We start from the raw sequence: 16620 nt of genomic DNA, 5'->3' as shown, positions 1-16620 counted from the left end.
TTGTATATTCTAACCTCAAGTTACCGCAATACTCAGAATTTTTAAACCAGAGGCACTATAAACACGCACCCCTTATGTAAAGGCTTTCTTTATTACGGAGTAATTTTCTTTAAATACCCTTCTAACTGTTCTTTCGTTTGTTCCCCTATAATTTTCTCCACTACTTTTCCATCTTTATCAATCAAAAAGCTTGTCGGTAAAGGACCTACTCCATATGTTCCTATAATCTTTTGTCCTTTATCAATGGCAACTGGGAATTTCAAACCATATTGGTTCACAAAGTTCTTTACTGCAATATCCGTTTCATCTGCATCTAACGCTATGATTTCAACGCCTTTTTCTTTATACTTTGGATATAATTCATTCATATAAGGCATTTCTTTTTCACAAGGTTTACACCACGTGCCCCAAAAGTTTAAAAATACACCTTTTCCCTTTAAATCTTTTAGTTCAATTTTCTTTCCTTCTAAATCCGTCACAATAAAGTTAGGTGCTTCTTTTCCGATTTGCATTTTCTCTTTATTAGCAAAGAATCCTTGATAAAGAGTAAATCCTACAGCACCACATAAAATGAGTAGAATAATAACGCGAAATAATAAGCGATTTTTCTTCATATTACCTCTCCTCTCCTCGGTAAATGTTATGTATTATCTTCTGTAAATGTTGTATTGAATAAATCACCAGCAGAGCACTCCACTGGTGAATTTTTAACTCTATAGCTTATCTTGGCTTTGTAGAAGCAAGCGCGCGTAATTGTTTCACCTCATGTGGTGTCAATTCTCTCGCATCACCAGGTCGCAGGCTTCCTACTTCTAAGAAAGCATAACGTTCACGTTTTAATTTCACTACTTTACAGTCTAACGCTTCAAACATACGACGTACTTGACGATTACGTCCTTCATGAATTGTTAATTGTACAATAGCCATCTCTTTACGCTTGTCCCAAGAAATAATTTTCACACGTGCTGGTGCTGTTTTACCGTCTTCTAACGTAACACCGCGTTCTAACATGCGAATTTTCTCACCTGTTAATGGCCCTTTTATTTTTGCAACATATGTTTTTTCAACTTTATATCTAGGATGCATTAATACGTTTGCGAAGTCCCCATCGTTTGTCATTAATAATACGCCAGACGTATCATAATCTAAGCGTCCGATTGGGAATAAACGTTGTGTAATTTCCGGGAAAAAGTCCGTTACAACACTTCTTCCTTTATCGTCTGATACACTTGAAATTACGCCAGTTGGTTTATATAGTAAAAAATAAACAGGTTCTTCTTTTTCAAGAGGGATATTATTTACTTCTACTTTATCTTGAGGAGTTACTTTTGTCCCTAACTCTTTCACTATTTTTCCATTAACTTTCACTTTTCCTTGCTGAATTAATTCCTCAGCCTTTCTTCTCGATGCAATACCTGCTTGCGCAATCACTTTTTGTAATCGTTCCATTTCTTTTTTTCACCTCGAATTTATCTTACCTTACATTAGAAAGACTTGGCAACCGCATACGCTTTACGGCTATTCGCTTCATCTTACTTAAACAACATAGCGATGATAATAAACATATAAAGGTCAAATCATGTTTTTACCCTTTATTATTGTCCATATTTTTCATATTTCTCACAATAAAAGTTCATCATTTTGTCAAAAATACCACATAAAAAAACCACTATTAAGCTACACCTTAATAGTGGTCGTATACGTATTATAAGCGAAATAGCGTAAAAAATGAATAGTATTACTGAAACAATAAAGAAACGAACACAATTGAGCATATAATCCCGATTAAATCTGCAAAAAGTCCTACTTTTAGTGCATCCCCCATTTTTCTAATCCCAACCGCTCCAAAATATACAGTTAAAATATAGAAAGTCGTATCTGTGCTCCCTTGCATCGTAGAAGCCAATCTCCCAATAAACGAATCTGGCCCATATGTTGCAATTAAATCGGTCGTAATACTTAAACCAGCAGAGCCTGAAATAGGGCGTATAAGTGCTAAGGGTACAATTTCCGCTGGAACATGGATCAAGTCTAACATTGGCTTCATTACCGATATCATTGCATCTAACGCACCTGAAGACCGGAATATAGAAATAGACACAAGCATTCCAACCATAAACGGTAAGATGGAAATTGCAATTTGAATCCCTTCTTTTCCTCCCTCAACGAACGATTCATACGTCGGCACTTTCTTTATTGTGCCATATAAAAGGATAAAACCAATTACACAAGGGATTACCCATAAGGAAATTGTATTTACAATGCTCATTTTTTCCGCCCCTTTCTACTCCTTCTTCGGTAAAAATAGCGGTCAATCCAAATTGCCCCAATCATAGAAAGTACTTGTGCAATAAATGTTACCCCAACAATTTCAGTAGGATTCGCTGATTCATACGTCATTCGAATGGAAATGACTGTCGTAGGAATTAATGTAATAGCTGATGTATTTAATGCTAGAAACGTCACCATAGAACGGCTCGCCGAATCCTTTCCTCCATTTAACTCTTTCAGTTGTTCCATCGCTTTAATACCAAGAGGGGTCGCTGCATTACCTAGACCAAAAAAGTTTGCCATCATATTTGATAGAATAAATCCCATAGACGGATGATCCTTTGGTATTTCTGGAAACAACCTTTTTACTATCGGCATAAAAAGTGTAACTAATTTTTTTAACAATCCGGCTTCCTCTGCAATTTTCATTAAACCGAGCCAAAAAACTAAAACACTAATAAGTCCTATACAAATCGTTACCGCATCTTTTGCTCCGTCAAATACAGCTTTATTCACTTCTTCCATCGTTCCATTTATCATGGCGTATACAATCCCAATGACAGCCATCGCTACCCATACGAGATTAACCATCGTTCCCAACACCTATCATGTAAGAAAAAATTTCTTTCACATTATTCCAGTAAAGTCCCGTTGTAGCTACTAACTTTCGTTTACTATAAAATAAATTCCGTTCTCCAACTTTTTCATTACCAACATAAATGTCTGTCTTCCCAACCTTTACTCCATCCGTAAGTTTTGTACTTTTATCGAGTTCAACTTTTAATACTACGTTCTTTTTTTCTTCTTCAGTTAACGGTACCGAAAAACTATTTTTCGTATAAACATGGTTGGCATACTTCTTTTCATTTATTTCAGCAATTGCTCCTTGTCCTAAAACTTTCGTTTGTTTGAAACGGTCAAAACCTTTATCAAACAAATTCATATGATCATCCCAATCACTAGAGGCACTCAAAGTTACGACAATTAAATCTAGTCCACCTTTTGATGCCGTTGTAACAAGCGTTCGCCCAGCTTTCTTCGTAAAGCCTGTTTTTCCCCCTGTTGCAAATTCATAATAAGACGTTACCAGCTTATGTTTATTTTTCCACGGGTAATCCCAAGAATCTGATTTATATGTTTTGGTTCCAAAGATTTTCTTAAATGTCTCGTTTCCCATTGCATATTTCGTTAATAATGCCATATCGTAAGCCGACGAATAATGTGATCCATCTCCATCTAAGCCATGAGGGTTTGAGAAGTGCGTATCTTTCATTCCAATTTCTTTCGCTTTTTGATTCATTAAATATACGAATCCATCTATACTCCCACCCACACTTTCAGCAATTACTTGCGCTGCGTCATTACCAGATCTAAGCATGAGTCCGTATACTAAATCTTCTAACTTCACTTTTTGTCCAGGCTTTAAATAGATTGCCGATCCTTCCACCCTCACCGCTTCATTACTAACTGATACCATTTCTTTCATCTTCCCTGATTCAGCAGCTAATAAGGCGGTCATAATTTTTGTTATACTAGCAATTTTTTGAGGCTCATGTTCTGCCTTTCCGTATAATACACGACCAGACTGTTGCTCCATTAATACAGCATTTCGAGCACTAACATTGCTGTTCATCTTTGCATATGTAGGAATCGGCATAACGCTTGCATACATCATAAGAAGCGTAATGATTACACAAATTCGTCTCATATTTCCCCCCACGTCCTTTTGGCACTTTTTGTACAAGTGTATGCTTGGCCTTTTAAAATATGAACGAAATCTTCCTTCTACTTCCATTAAAAAAGACGCAGAGAATTTGCGTCTAATATGGTGTCCATTCAATTTGTTTCGCAGTTTCAAACCTTTTTTCTACATCAGGCCAATTTACAACATTCCACCAGTTTTTAATATATTCATCTTTTCGATTTTGGTATTGTAAATAATACGCATGTTCCCAGACATCTAGTACAAGGAGCGGTATCGTATCCCATTGTGTAAATAATTGATGAAGTGTACTTTGCAAAATTTCTAACCTTCCAGACCGGGGTACCCAAACGAGAATTGCCCAGCCTGAACCTTCTACTTTAGAGGCTGCTTCTGTAAAATGTTTTTGGAAACGTAAAAAGCTCCCAAAATCTTGTTCAATTTGTTGTGAAAAAGTTCCTCTTGGACTTCCACCACCGTCTTTTTTCATGTTATTCCAAAATATCGTGTGTAAGTAATGACCTGACCCATGAAAAGCCGCTTCCCTTTCCCAATGCTTAATTAAATCAAATTTATTTGTTTTTCTCGCTTCTTCCATCATCTTCTCTGCTTTATTTAATCCTTCCACGTAACTCCGATGATGTTTATCATGATGTAACATCATAATTTCTTTAGAAATATACGGTTCTAACGCATTATATGGATAAGGTAATGGCGGGAGTGTATGTCCTCCAATTGGGACAGCTCGTTCACTATCCCCTCTTTCATATAATTCATATTCCTCTTCTTCTTGCATAAATACTTCCTGCAAGTGATGCTGAATATGTTCTACATCATCGCTTATTTCATACATAAACTCTGCATCTGTTTCATACTCATGCTCTTTCATACGCTCTAATAACGTCTGAATTTTATAAGCAAGCATATGGACATCATACACTTCCATTGCGCGACTATCTAATACGTGAAGAACACTTTCACACCAATTTTCTACTTCATGAAAGTAATCTGTAAATACACCTTGCTGATTCATGTTGCACCTCCCTAATGCTATCCACTTAACTATATTCAATGAAAATCCCTTATATAACTGTACAAAAGGAAAAGAAGCTAAGTCACCTTAGCTTCTTTTCCTCAATCAATATTTGTGTAACATCTTTGTCTGATAATCCGTCTCATAATATTCTAGTTCTTCACGCATCAATTGAAATTTACCTTCTAAACTCTTCATCACTTGCTCTAAAGATGCAGGTGGTGTTTGTTGAAAAACGATAGAATTTTTCCCTGTATATGCAGACCGACTATTTTCATACCAATGATCACTCTTCGGTGAAAAAAACTCTGCAATTACTTGATGGTAAATCTTATATAAAATTTTTTCAGCTGCTGTTTTTCGAAATGGCTGGCTATTCAACAAAACAAAACATGCATCCTGTCCTTCTTCGCAAAAAACGAGAAGTCGTCTCATTGATGCTAATAACCCTTTATAATATCGCTCATTCCCTGCTGGTGTTTCCTCTAATAAAGAAGGTAACGTATGATAATTTACATAATTGGTTATCAAATTAATAGCATCTTCTAAAAATATAGAAACTTGTTCTGTTTGATTTTCAACCATCAAATTAGACATTTTTTCTCTCTCCTTTGCCATTTCACGCTATTTCTACTCTTTTATTTTTATGTAATTCAGCCAATATTTCTTGTACTTTCGACACCGTTCCCTCATCAAAATATTGTTGAAATTCTTCCATATTATTTAAATACAAACGTTTTTGCGCACGAAGCTCCTTATCTTTCATTAAACAACATATCGCTACAATATCGCGCAAATATATGTTTTGTTCTTCTACTTTATACACTGGATTTCCTTCAAAAGGAGTAATTTCTTGTAAAACTTCTTCAAAATATCGAACGTATAAAACCGAAAAAGTTTTCTCTTTACCATTTAATATATATGTCACTTCAGATCTGTTAAAAAAATCTTCTGATGTATTAGGTTTCTCTTTTTCTAACTCATATCCTACGTAACCTTTTATAATCATATACTCCCCCCTCACCCTTCTTTCACCTTATTCTAACTTAATTTTCCGATAAACAAAATATTCTTTTAAATATACCTATATAAAAAATAGCTCCCCTATACAGGAAATTACCTTTTTATTTTTCTTGAAGTTTGTCATAATAATATTATTGTCTCAGTTTTCTTATACAAGGAGAGTTGTATTTATGTCGTTTTCATGGAAACGTTTCTTACAAATCGGGAAAATTATCTTCCCATTTGTTGTATTAACAATTGTATTCTTTCAAGCAAAAAAAGAATTAGCGGGCATTTCTTTTTTAGAAGCGATTGATACAATTAAAAACATTCCAACTGGAGGAGTCTTTTTAGCAATTACACTTGGTGCATTCGCTGTATCAACAATGTTCTTTTATGACTATGTTATGCTTCGTTACTTAAAAGCTGATATTCCTGTCCAAAAGATTTTCCGTATCTCGTGGATTGCTAATACTTTAAATGGATTTATCGGGTTTGGTGGTCTTGTTGGAGCCGGCGTACGCACAATGCTTTATCGTCCATATATAAAAGAAAATGGAAAACTTATTAAAAGTATCGCTTGGATGACAACTGCCTTTATTAATGGATTAGCCATTCTTTCATTTCTTGGTCTTATCGGAATATTAGACACGAGATTTATTTTGCATGAAAAACCATGGCTATGGCCTGTTCTTATCTTCTTCGCTCTTTTCGTCCCTATATATATCGGATTTTCTAAATTAAAAAATAGAAAAGCGACGCAAACAGAGGAACAAGAAGAAGAGGAGAAAAACCCAACTGTTTTATACTCATTAGTTTCATTAGTCGAATGGGTATCTGCTGGTATTGTTATGTACGTCATATTACTATTATTTGGCATTGAAATCGAATTCCAAAAGTTTTTAGGCGTATATGTTATTGCTGCTTTAGCTGGTGTCGTTAGTCTTGTTCCTGGTGGCCTTGGATCATTTGATCTTGTCTTCTTAACTGGGCTTGGGCAATACGGCATCGATACAGGTGTTTTACTCCCTGCTATGTTATTATATCGTCTCGTCTATTACATCTTGCCCTTCTGCCTTGGTCTCATTTTTGCAGCTTTTGAAATGACAGGAGTAGCCATTAAAAAGTTTGAAGATAAACCTTTTATTGCGCCTGCATTAGAGACAACTGGTGTTATATGGACTTTGCAGCGTGACTTTCTAGGAAAGTTAGGTTCTTGGGCATCTGCTGCTTTAACAGTATTTGCTGGCTTAATGGTTATTTTATCAACCATTCTACCGACAAGTATAAATCGGGCACACGCCTTACATATTCTAGCTCCAAAACATCTTATTCAATTTTCTTTTAGCTTATCGCTAACATTCGGTATTCTCCTCCTCATTCTTTCGCGGGGGATATATTACGGAACAAAACGTTCTTATTATATGACGATTGTTTCTTTAATTGGAGCGGCTATTTTTAACACACTAAAAGGAATTGATGTTGAAGAAACTTTTATTTTATTAATCGTACTCGCTGTATTGTATATGCTTCGTAAAAGGTTTGTACGTGAGAAAATGGAAGTCTCACTTTCCGATATCGTAAAAGTTTTTATATTCCTACTTGTAACGTTATATTTATATAAAAACTTAGGTATTTTATTTGCAGGTGCAAAAGAAGCTTTCAAACCTGATTTTGTCGTTCGTAATATTACACAAGTGAAACGAAGTGCATTAGCAGCTGCCTTTTTTGTTCCTACTTTTTTACTAATTGGTTCACTCATTGCAAATCGTTATCGAAATGAATTTCCTGGGCAACCAGCTAATGATAAACGATTACAAAACTTCTTAGATGAACATGGTGGAAATGTGCTTAGTCATTTAGGTTTTTTAGGAGATAAACAGTTCTTTTTCAGTAGTGATGGAAAAGCACTCATTCTCTTCTCAATAACTGGAAAACGGCTTATTGTACTAGGTGATCCAATTGGGGACCCTTCCTCCTATCGTACTGTATTGCAAGAGTTTTTAGCTGAGGCTGATCGATTTGGATACATTTGTGTATTCTATCAAATTGAAAGTAAATGGATGAGTTTATACCACGATTTTGGTTATAACTTCTTTAAGCTTGGTGAAGAAGCTGTTGTTGATTTAAATACCTTTACAATAACAGGAAAGAAACGCGCTGGCATGCGAGCTACTTTCAACCGTTTTGAAAGAGAAGGCTATACATTCTCTATTCATGAGCCACCTTTCTCCGACGAATTATATGAAGAGTTAAGAAAAGTTTCAGATGCATGGCTTGGTGGAAAAAAAGAGAAAGGTTTTTCACTCGGATACTTCGATCGTGAATATATTAGTCGCGCTCCTATCGCAACATTATCTGATGCGGATGGAAAAATTATTGCATTCACAACATTCATGCCTGTATATCAAAACGGATCATTATCTGTCGATTTAATGCGATATTATCCAGATGCGCCTAGCGGCATTATGGACGCAATTTTCATCCACTTATTCCAGTGGGCAAAAGAAAATGAATACCACTCCTTTAATATCGGTATGGCACCACTTTCAAATGTTGGTTTATCCACACAGTCTTTCTGGTCTGAACGAGTGGCTGCTGCAATCTTTAATAACGTTCGTTATACGTATAGTTTCAGCGGATTACGACATTTTAAAGAAAAATATAAACCAGCATGGAGCGGTAAATATTTAGCATTTAGGAAGAATCATTCTTTACCAATTACAATGCTCTCTGTAACAAAATTAATAGGAAAAAGAAAAAACAGCTAAATTCTTAGCTGTTTTTTCTTTTTTGAACTTGTACAATAAATTCTTTTTCATACTTCTTACCATTTATATAGAAATTCCCCCACATTTTATACGTGCCCTCGGCAGGAAATGTAATTCGGTATTGTAATTGCTCATCCGTATCTACAGGCATAGCGTATAAAAAATTCTCCTTCGTTTCATCCACTATATAGAGTGACTCTACTTCTCCTCTCTCTGAATGCAATTTCAATTTTTCACCCTTTTTCGCTTGAAACTGAAATGTTAACGTAACTGGTTCATTCGGATGTAATGCGCCAAATAAAAGAGAAACTTCATACTCTCCTATTTTTTTTGTAAGTACACTGTCGATTGGAAATTTCACTTTTTTCTTATTGTTCTCCTCTTTCGTTCTACCAAAATCTTTCTTAGCGAATGACTCTACGGACTTATTTTTGTCTTCGTATAAAAATATTGTATATTCTTCGTCTTTCGCTATTTTGGAAGATAACTTATATGACCCGTTCCCTGCAAATGTGGGTTTAATTTGTTGTATGTTTTTTAACTGTCCATCTACAATCACTGCCCGCATTTGATCATTTACACCACGAATTTCATTATTCTTGTTGTTTAACAACTGAAATACAATATCTACTTTCTCATTTCCCTTTCCATTTGAAACATCCCACTTTACTTCCTGAACATCTCCTACAGTCTCTTCGTTTTCTTGATATTTTTTTATGTAAAATCCTCCTGCCACAATAAGTACTAACGCAATAAGCCCAATGACAAGATTTTTCAAAACATCACCTACCATTTTTATTGTCTCTATTCATACAAAACTTCTTAAGATATATATTCTAGATTATGATTTATGAAATCCTCCTATTTTGTACATATTACAAATAATAAAAAGATTTTAATTGAAAGGATTCGTAGTGTATAATGCAAATGATATTGATTTCTATCAATACATTATAAGGAGGACTTTTTTATGAGTGTACATATCGAAGCAAAACAAGGCGAAATCGCTGAATCTATTCTATTACCTGGTGATCCATTACGTGCAAAATATATCGCTGAAACATTTCTAGAGGACGTTACTTGCTATAATAATGTGCGTGGTATGTTAGGTTTCACTGGAACTTATAAAGGAAAACGTGTATCTGTTCAAGGTACAGGTATGGGTGTTCCTTCTATTTCTATTTATGTAAACGAATTAATCCAAAGCTACGGAGTTAAAAATTTAATTCGCGTTGGAACTTGCGGTGCAATTCAAAAAGATGTAAAAGTTCGTGATGTTATTATCGCAATGACGGCTTGTACTGATTCTAATATGAACCGTTTAACATTCCCAGGATTTGATTTTGCACCAGCTGCAAACTTTGACCTTTTAAAGAAAGCTTATGATGCTGGAACTGAAAAAGGATTACACGTTCGTGTCGGTAACGTTTTAACAGCAGATGTGTTTTATCGTGAAAGCATGGACATGGTTAAAAAACTTGGAGATTACGGTGTATTAGCAGTAGAAATGGAAACAACTGCTCTTTACACATTAGCAGCGAAATACGGTGTAAATGCATTATCTGTATTAACAGTTAGCGATCACATCTTCACTGGCGAAGAAACAACATCTGAAGAGCGTCAAACTACATTTAACGAAATGATTGAAATCGCTTTAGATGCAGCAATTCAACAATAATACACTAAAGAACTTGTCATACGTCTGGCGAGTTCTTTTTATGTGACTTTTTATAAATAACTACTTTATAAAGAGACAGATTTCTCCCCTCTACTTTCTTGTAACGTTTGTTATAATGAAGTGAAACTTTAATCAGTGGAGGTTTTTTCCATCCCCCATTGATTATTAGTTGAACCAATCGGATTTTACGGGCAATTGATCTCCCGCCTAACTCCCTTGTATTCGCCGAATTTTGAAGTGGGAGTCTTATTGCCCGTTAAAGCGGGATAAAGAAATCATTTACAGTATTTCTCATAAGAGGTGACGCAGTGAAAAACAGAAGTATCGTCTTTAAACTATTTTTATTAACATCCACTTTATTTACAATCATATTCCTACTTTTTTTCCTAGGACAATCTCTATTTTTAGAGAAATTTTATATTAATAAGAAAGTAAAAACAGTCCAAACTGCTTTTGAAAAATTCGTAGATAATTATGATAAAAGTGATAAAAGTTATGAGCAGGTTAGAAAATTAAAACAAGAATTTCATGATAAAACAAATGCCGATATGCAGTTTTTGGATTCTAACGGTATTATTAAAAGTGATAACAATTACTATATCGATGTATTTAATCCCAACAATAATAAACAGTATTCCATTCCACTTAATAATCTTTTAACACCAGAAGAATATAATAAATTCGAAAATTTAGGTTTAAAAAAAGATGTAATAATCAATGTTGATGGAGTCGTACAAGAGAATAATATAATCACACCACAAAAATTAGGAACGAATTATAATCAATGGCAGAACGAACATTTCTATTCGGATTTTCAGTCAATTAATGGTAACCCTTCTAAGAACAGACTTGCAAGCCGATACAAATCTACAACTCGAATCGTCTTTACAGGTGTTATAACTAAGTTACAGCTCCCATCCAAAGCGGAGGTTCGTCTTGCAAATGATATTGAAACATTACAAGCCGTTCAATATTTTGCAGATATGATTAGAGAGGGAACTTCTAACTCGAACCAATTAAGTACTTTCATATTAGATGGCGGAGAAAATATAAAAAATAGTATCTTTGTAAAACCGATTATAGAAAATGGAAGGATTACAGAATACGCTTTTGCGATAGCATCTTTGCAGCCTGTTAATGAAGCGATGCTCGTTTTAAAAGATTATTATGTCTATGCCTTAATCATCGTGTTTCTCGTAATTATTTTGTTATCCTTCTACTACTCAAAAATCATTGTTAAGCCATTAATTAAAATAAATCGTGTTACAAAAAAAATGGCTAATTTTGATTTCAGCGAGAAATTACCTGTTACAGCTGACGATGAAATTGGCGGGCTTTCTGGCAGTATCAATACATTATCTGTAAATTTAAAAGATCGAATCGATCGATTAAATGTTGCTAATACAAAGTTACAACAAGATATTGAACGTGAACGTCAATTAGAAAAAACAAGAAAAGAATTCATTTCTGGCGTATCACACGAATTAAAAACACCGCTAAGTGTAATTAGAAGTTTTGCAGAAGGAATTAAAGATGGTGTTAGTAAGGATACTTCGTATTATACTGATGTTATTTTAGAAGAAACAGAAAATATGAACAGGCTGATTGTTGAAATGTTAGAATTAGCAAAGTTGGAATCTGGTACTTACAAACTAGATATGACGACGTTCTCAATCGGTGAATTAACGCAACAAGTCTACACAAAATTATTATTTAGCATGGAAGAAAAACATTTACAAGTGAACATCGATGCAGACCCTTCTATACTTGTTAAAGCAAATCGCAGTCGCATTGAGCAAGTAGTTGTGAACTTACTAAGTAATGCAATCCGTTATACGCCAGAGGGAGAAAAAATACAAGTCTCCATTATAGAAGCAGAAGATACCGTAAAAGTCGAAATCGAGAATACAGGAAACCCTATCCCTGAAGAAAGTCTTGAAAAAATTTGGGATCGCTTCTATCGTCTAGATGCATCACGTAGCCGTCACACTGGAGGTACCGGTCTCGGATTATCTATTGTAAAAAACATTTTAGACCTCCATCATGCCGAATACGGTGTGTATAATACGACTAACAGTGTTGTATTCTATTTCAATTTACAAAAAGTAAAAGAAGTCAAATAATTTGTCTTAATTTCACTAGGAGTTCACATGAAATTCACACTCTCCCTTTATAGTAAGAAACAAGTTAATCCTTTCCTTTACACATATAAAAGAGGAGAGTGCGTGAAATGAAACAAGCAGGACAACCTATTCAAAATGAAAAACAATTAGAAACTATCAAAAATATACTTTTACAATCTTCGAAACGTGATGGCTTATTATTCGTATTAGCTGTAAATTCTGGCTTAAAAGTAAGTGAAATCTTACAATTAAAAGTTAGTGATGTAATCGATGAAAATGAAAATGTTCGCCATTCCATTTTATTTTACAATGAAAAAGTGAAGAAACATAAATGGTTTGCTGTAAATGAAGACTTACAGCACGCAATCGAAGACTACATGAAAGAACGTAAAACTTGGAAACGTAATGAACCATTGTTAAAATCTCAAAAAGGAACAAAATCTATTACGAGACAACATGCATGGTACATTTTAAACAAAGCTGCAAAAGAAGTTGGATTAGAAGGGATTAGCTCACATACACTTCGAAAAACTTGGGGTTATTGTGCATACAAATCAGGTGTTGATATTGCATTTTTACAACACTTCTTTGATCACAGTACTCCATCAAAAACTTTAAAGTATATCGGTATTGCTTAATAACTCTTATACATAAAAAAGGTTACCATTTGAAAATTTGGTAACCTTTTTTATATTTCATATTCTCTTTTCTTGTCTCTCCTATATTGTAGTGGTACTCTAATAATAAGGGGGAGAAATTATGAACACACTTACAATTGAATTACCAAAAGAAACGGCTGAAAAACTTGATTTATTAAAACAAGCTTATGAAAAGAAAACAGGTGCTTCTATCTCTGAGAGCACTCTCGTTCAAACACTTATCTCAAAAGAATTTATCCAGGCGATAACTCCTTTTGATTTACAGCAATTCGTCAACGGAAAAGAACAGCATTAATGCTGTTCTTTTTTTTATCTCTATTTAAAATATACAAAGTTTTTTATATATTTTTAGAAAAACCATTGACAATGATAATGATAACCATTATCATTTATTATGAAGCCAACAATTGATGAATCAACCAAACGCTCAGTAACATTGTTACCCCTCTTTTTCATATAGAAAGGCACTGTACATTCCCCCTGTTTGTACAGTGCCTTTCTTGTTTATTATCATTCAAAAAAATTTAATTGCTCCGGCTTCGGCTCACCATATGTAATGTTCATCATTTTCATAAGCTGTTTCGCATTATCTGCTGCATCCCCACCTGAATTGTTGTTAAACAGTACGTATATATCCTTTGTTTTCTTTTTTAATTGCTCTAGTCGTTCAACCCATTCTTCCAGTTCTTTATTGTTGTAGCGATATAAACAGCGAACCGCTCTCCAATTTTCCCCTTTATCAAGCCAACCATGAACATTTCGACCGTGAAAACGTATTAATGCCATGTCTGAATTCGTAACCTCTAACACGAGTGGCACAGAACCTATCCCAGCCTGTGGTTCATCACAAATTGTATGAACCCATTTCTCCTGTTCTAGAAACTGTAACGTCTTATCTCTCATTTCTGGATAAAACCATGTTTGATTTCGAAATTCTATCGCACACGGCAAACCTTCCATTTTTTCTTTTGTATATCGGAGAAAATCTACATTTTTCTTTTTGCAATCAAACCATGGTGGATATTGAAATAAAATTGTTTTTAATTTATCAGCTTCTATTAAAGGAAGAATAGACTGTTTATACACATCAAACATCTCATCGAACGTAGAAAAAGGAATTTCACCTTTCATATGTCCTGTCATTCCTTGATATGCTTTTACGATAAAAGAAAAATCTTTCGGTGTTTCCATTGCCCATTTTGTATAGTTTCGTGCAGGTTGCATCGCATAAAATGAGCTATCCACTTCTACTATAGGAAAATACTCGCTGTATGTTCGTAATTTATTTCTATTTTCATAGGGATTTATGTATAAAGAATCATGATCTCCCCATCCTGTCACTCCAATAAACAGCACATATACCCCTCCCTTTTTAACTTCATCTTCTATTCACTTTCCAAACACTTTGCATCATGTAGCCTTTTCTTTAAGAGTATCCTTATAAAAATATGATATACTATATGGAAGAATTTTTAAAATGAGGGGTTATTTATTTATGCTTCCAAACGATGCTACTGTATCTCATGAAAAACGAATTGAAGAACTAGAAAATAAAGTACGTTTTTATGAAGAACTTGTGAATCAATTACCACATCATTTCACATACAAAAATCCACATATTGGTTTACGAATAAAGAAAACTAGAACAACCCATTCCATTCAAGAAATACCAAAAGAAAATAAAGAGGCTCATTTTCAACTTACTTGTGATTCATTATTTTTATTTGAACAACTCGAAAAACACTTTGTACATATTTTTGATGCCTTTTCACATCATGTAACCTTTGTCGATAGTAAAGGGAATATTACTTTATGTAATCAAGTTGCTGCAGATGATTTCGGTGTAATACGAAATGATATTATCGGAAAACCGATTCAACAATTACTAAACTTGCCGGAAGAAAAAATTAAAGCGATTGAAACATTAAAAACGGGAACAGAAATATATAATGAAGAAGTTTTAGACAAAAACTATGGCATTATAAATAACCGAATTATTCGCGATTATAACGGGGAGATTTTTAGAGTTATTAGTGTCTTTCATTATTTAAATACAGAACGTGATGCAGAGAAGTTTTCGTTAGCAGGGCGAATCGCAGCTGGAATTGCACACGAAGTACGAAATCCTCTTACAACAGTACGAGGATACTTACAATTTTTACAAGAAAGCGTTTCTCCATCAAATAAAGAGTTATTTAAAAATTTGCTTATCCCTGAATTAGATCGTGCAAATAATATTATTACAAAATTTTTAGCCATTTCAAAAACACGGGAATTTACAAGAGAACCGTTTCCCATTAATACATTTTTACGTGACTATATTCAACAGTTACTAGTTAGTGAAGTTTCCTTGCATAATATTTCAATTGATTATAACTTCTCTAATGAATTAGATGATATTTTAGTCAATATTGATCGACATGAACTTGTTCAAGTGTTTTTAAATCTATTTCAAAATGCCGTCGATGCTCAAGGCGACAAACCTCTTTCTATTCAAATTACTAGTTATCGCCTTGATAACTTCGTTCGGATTACTTTCACAGATAATGGAATTGGTATTCCTCCAGCTATTCAAGAATATATCTTTGATCCATTCTTCTCAACGAAGGATTCGGGAACAGGACTAGGCTTGTCAGTAACAAAAAAAATCATCCAAAATCATAACGGCACGCTCAAAATGACTAGTGCTTCAAACGGTACAACTTTCACTATTTCTATTCCAATCTTACCTAAAACAACCCTTGAAAAATTAAATCAATGTAAATAAAGGACTAATGCACGAACTACATGCCAATTGTTAAACACTCCCAACAATTAGCATGTAGTTTTTTATGTTGCACTTTTCTTCTTTACATTATATAAACCTTTCTCTATATCTTACTTATTTCTTTCTATGTGGGCCAATTTCTTATTTTTTTAGAAATGGTAGTTTGTCCATCACGAATTTAGTATAAATTTCATTTTAATATATAGTAATGACTAATGATTCTATGAAAGAAAAGAATGAAAAGATGAACAATAAAAATAAAGGAAAAGTATTTTATGGTAATGATTGTTGCGAAGTAAGAGCATGTAGCCATATTAACATCCCTAAGTCAGAACTCACAGAATTTGTTAGACTTCTTCAAACTCTTGGTCAAGCTATTCTAGTTCAATATGGATCTGGTTGCCTAGGCGGAGGAACTACGGGGACTACTGGTGCTCAAGGGGCTCAACAAGGACCTGCGGGCGATACAACTGCGACACTATCTGTCTTCCGAATTTACTAACCACAATTTCCGAAAATATTTTGGGAGGACTAAGCACATTTATAAGTAATAGATGTGATTTTGATTGACTATTAAATCTCTCTTTTAATAAAAAGGAGCACTTGTTTGGGAG

Annotated in this window: 17 protein-coding genes; 7 read left to right on the top strand and 10 right to left on the bottom strand. The window is 34.2% G+C overall.

What is annotated here, in order from left to right:
• Nucleotides 1-92 precede the first annotated feature (92 nt).
• The 8 genes from resA to ACTFRU_RS10595 all read right to left on the bottom strand — a co-directional run bounded on the left by resA (nucleotide 93) and on the right by ACTFRU_RS10595 (nucleotide 6015).
• On the bottom strand, nucleotides 93-614 hold the full coding sequence (gene resA / locus ACTFRU_RS10630; RefSeq protein WP_139849140.1) for a thiol-disulfide oxidoreductase ResA: 522 nt from the start codon (nucleotides 612-614) through the stop codon (nucleotides 93-95).
• A gap of 106 nt (nucleotides 615-720) precedes the next feature.
• Complete coding sequence (rluB, locus tag ACTFRU_RS10625; protein WP_000440556.1) at nucleotides 721-1449, bottom strand: 23S rRNA pseudouridine(2605) synthase RluB; 729 nt, start codon at nucleotides 1447-1449, stop codon at nucleotides 721-723.
• 289 nt (nucleotides 1450-1738) lie between these two features.
• On the bottom strand, nucleotides 1739-2269 hold the full coding sequence (gene spmB, locus ACTFRU_RS10620; protein WP_000029514.1) for a spore maturation protein SpmB: 531 nt from the start codon (nucleotides 2267-2269) through the stop codon (nucleotides 1739-1741).
• Complete coding sequence (spmA, locus tag ACTFRU_RS10615; RefSeq protein ID WP_000247811.1) at nucleotides 2266-2862, bottom strand: spore maturation protein SpmA; 597 nt, start codon at nucleotides 2860-2862, stop codon at nucleotides 2266-2268. The genes spmB and spmA overlap by 4 nt, the downstream gene beginning before the upstream one ends.
• Complete coding sequence (dacB, locus tag ACTFRU_RS10610) at nucleotides 2855-3979, bottom strand: D-alanyl-D-alanine carboxypeptidase DacB (protein WP_001252638.1); 1125 nt, start codon at nucleotides 3977-3979, stop codon at nucleotides 2855-2857. The genes spmA and dacB overlap by 8 nt, the downstream gene beginning before the upstream one ends.
• Nucleotides 3980-4091: 112 nt before the next feature.
• Complete coding sequence (locus ACTFRU_RS10605; protein WP_001075741.1) at nucleotides 4092-5006, bottom strand: superoxide dismutase; 915 nt, start codon at nucleotides 5004-5006, stop codon at nucleotides 4092-4094.
• Nucleotides 5007-5111: 105 nt separating this feature from the next.
• Entirely contained in the window at nucleotides 5112-5603 is a 492-nt protein-coding gene (locus ACTFRU_RS10600) for a YpuI family protein (protein WP_000067557.1), read from the bottom strand.
• 22 nt (nucleotides 5604-5625) lie between these two features.
• Nucleotides 5626-6015, bottom strand: a complete 390-nt coding sequence (locus tag ACTFRU_RS10595) for a hypothetical protein (RefSeq protein ID WP_000584367.1) — start codon at nucleotides 6013-6015, stop codon at nucleotides 5626-5628.
• Between the two features lie 184 nt (nucleotides 6016-6199).
• Between ACTFRU_RS10595 and mprF the strand changes: the two genes are divergently transcribed.
• Nucleotides 6200-8779, top strand: coding sequence for a bifunctional lysylphosphatidylglycerol flippase/synthetase MprF (gene mprF / locus ACTFRU_RS10590; protein WP_000010848.1), 2580 nt, complete (start codon nucleotides 6200-6202; stop codon nucleotides 8777-8779).
• A 4-nt stretch (nucleotides 8780-8783) separates the two neighbouring features.
• On the opposite strand, the gene ACTFRU_RS10585 is transcribed toward mprF, so the two are convergent.
• On the bottom strand, nucleotides 8784-9572 hold the full coding sequence (locus ACTFRU_RS10585; protein WP_000232606.1) for a hypothetical protein: 789 nt from the start codon (nucleotides 9570-9572) through the stop codon (nucleotides 8784-8786).
• A gap of 177 nt (nucleotides 9573-9749) precedes the next feature.
• Between ACTFRU_RS10585 and deoD the strand changes: the two genes are divergently transcribed.
• The 4 genes from deoD (at nucleotide 9750) to ACTFRU_RS10565 (ending at nucleotide 13534) form a co-directional block, all read left to right on the top strand.
• Complete coding sequence (gene deoD / locus ACTFRU_RS10580; protein WP_000110707.1) at nucleotides 9750-10457, top strand: purine-nucleoside phosphorylase; 708 nt, start codon at nucleotides 9750-9752, stop codon at nucleotides 10455-10457.
• A gap of 308 nt (nucleotides 10458-10765) precedes the next feature.
• Nucleotides 10766-12580 carry a sensor histidine kinase gene (locus ACTFRU_RS10575; protein WP_000797516.1) on the top strand — a complete coding sequence of 605 codons (1815 nt, stop codon included), beginning with the start codon at nucleotides 10766-10768 and terminating at the stop codon, nucleotides 12578-12580.
• A 107-nt stretch (nucleotides 12581-12687) separates the two neighbouring features.
• The gene (locus ACTFRU_RS10570) at nucleotides 12688-13218 is read left to right on the top strand and encodes a tyrosine-type recombinase/integrase (RefSeq protein WP_000806236.1); all 531 of its coding nucleotides are present in this window, start codon (nucleotides 12688-12690) and stop codon (nucleotides 13216-13218) included.
• Nucleotides 13219-13339: 121 nt separating this feature from the next.
• On the top strand, nucleotides 13340-13534 hold the full coding sequence (locus ACTFRU_RS10565; RefSeq protein ID WP_001094860.1) for a DUF3924 domain-containing protein: 195 nt from the start codon (nucleotides 13340-13342) through the stop codon (nucleotides 13532-13534).
• Nucleotides 13535-13749: 215 nt separating this feature from the next.
• On the opposite strand, the gene ACTFRU_RS10560 is transcribed toward ACTFRU_RS10565, so the two are convergent.
• On the bottom strand, nucleotides 13750-14595 hold the full coding sequence (locus ACTFRU_RS10560) for a DUF72 domain-containing protein (RefSeq protein WP_197323583.1): 846 nt from the start codon (nucleotides 14593-14595) through the stop codon (nucleotides 13750-13752).
• 139 nt (nucleotides 14596-14734) lie between these two features.
• On the opposite strand from ACTFRU_RS10560, the gene ACTFRU_RS10555 reads away from it, so the two are divergent.
• Together ACTFRU_RS10555 and ACTFRU_RS10550 are read left to right on the top strand one after the other, a co-directional pair.
• Nucleotides 14735-16006, top strand: a complete 1272-nt coding sequence (locus ACTFRU_RS10555) for an ATP-binding protein (protein WP_000937247.1) — start codon at nucleotides 14735-14737, stop codon at nucleotides 16004-16006.
• A 223-nt stretch (nucleotides 16007-16229) separates the two neighbouring features.
• On the top strand, nucleotides 16230-16508 hold the full coding sequence (locus ACTFRU_RS10550; RefSeq protein WP_002023636.1) for a hypothetical protein: 279 nt from the start codon (nucleotides 16230-16232) through the stop codon (nucleotides 16506-16508).
• Nucleotides 16509-16620: the final 112 nt, after the last annotated feature.

The organism is Bacillus cereus group sp. MYBK220-1, from assembly GCF_051916445.1.
Lineage (GTDB): Bacteria > Bacillota > Bacilli > Bacillales > Bacillaceae_G > Bacillus_A > Bacillus_A cereus.
The sequence above is the reverse complement of the archived record's forward strand: the minus strand, read 5'-3'. Positions and strand labels throughout refer to the sequence as shown.

Coding starts and splice junctions, on each gene's coding strand:
- resA (WP_139849140.1), bottom strand. CDS start 614: ATGAAGAAAAATCGCTTATTATTTCGCGTTATTATTCTACTCATTTTA.
- rluB (WP_000440556.1), bottom strand. CDS start 1,449: ATGGAACGATTACAAAAAGTGATTGCGCAAGCAGGTATTGCATCGAGA.
- spmB (WP_000029514.1), bottom strand. CDS start 2,269: ATGAGCATTGTAAATACAATTTCCTTATGGGTAATCCCTTGTGTAATT.
- spmA (WP_000247811.1), bottom strand. CDS start 2,862: ATGGTTAATCTCGTATGGGTAGCGATGGCTGTCATTGGGATTGTATAC.
- dacB (WP_001252638.1), bottom strand. CDS start 3,979: ATGAGACGAATTTGTGTAATCATTACGCTTCTTATGATGTATGCAAGC.
- ACTFRU_RS10605 (WP_001075741.1), bottom strand. CDS start 5,006: ATGAATCAGCAAGGTGTATTTACAGATTACTTTCATGAAGTAGAAAAT.
- ACTFRU_RS10600 (WP_000067557.1), bottom strand. CDS start 5,603: ATGTCTAATTTGATGGTTGAAAATCAAACAGAACAAGTTTCTATATTT.
- ACTFRU_RS10595 (WP_000584367.1), bottom strand. CDS start 6,015: ATGATTATAAAAGGTTACGTAGGATATGAGTTAGAAAAAGAGAAACCT.
- mprF (WP_000010848.1), top strand. CDS start 6,200: ATGTCGTTTTCATGGAAACGTTTCTTACAAATCGGGAAAATTATCTTC.
- ACTFRU_RS10585 (WP_000232606.1), bottom strand. CDS start 9,572: ATGGTAGGTGATGTTTTGAAAAATCTTGTCATTGGGCTTATTGCGTTA.
- deoD (WP_000110707.1), top strand. CDS start 9,750: ATGAGTGTACATATCGAAGCAAAACAAGGCGAAATCGCTGAATCTATT.
- ACTFRU_RS10570 (WP_000806236.1), top strand. CDS start 12,688: ATGAAACAAGCAGGACAACCTATTCAAAATGAAAAACAATTAGAAACT.
- ACTFRU_RS10565 (WP_001094860.1), top strand. CDS start 13,340: ATGAACACACTTACAATTGAATTACCAAAAGAAACGGCTGAAAAACTT.
- ACTFRU_RS10555 (WP_000937247.1), top strand. CDS start 14,735: ATGCTTCCAAACGATGCTACTGTATCTCATGAAAAACGAATTGAAGAA.
- ACTFRU_RS10550 (WP_002023636.1), top strand. CDS start 16,230: ATGAAAGAAAAGAATGAAAAGATGAACAATAAAAATAAAGGAAAAGTA.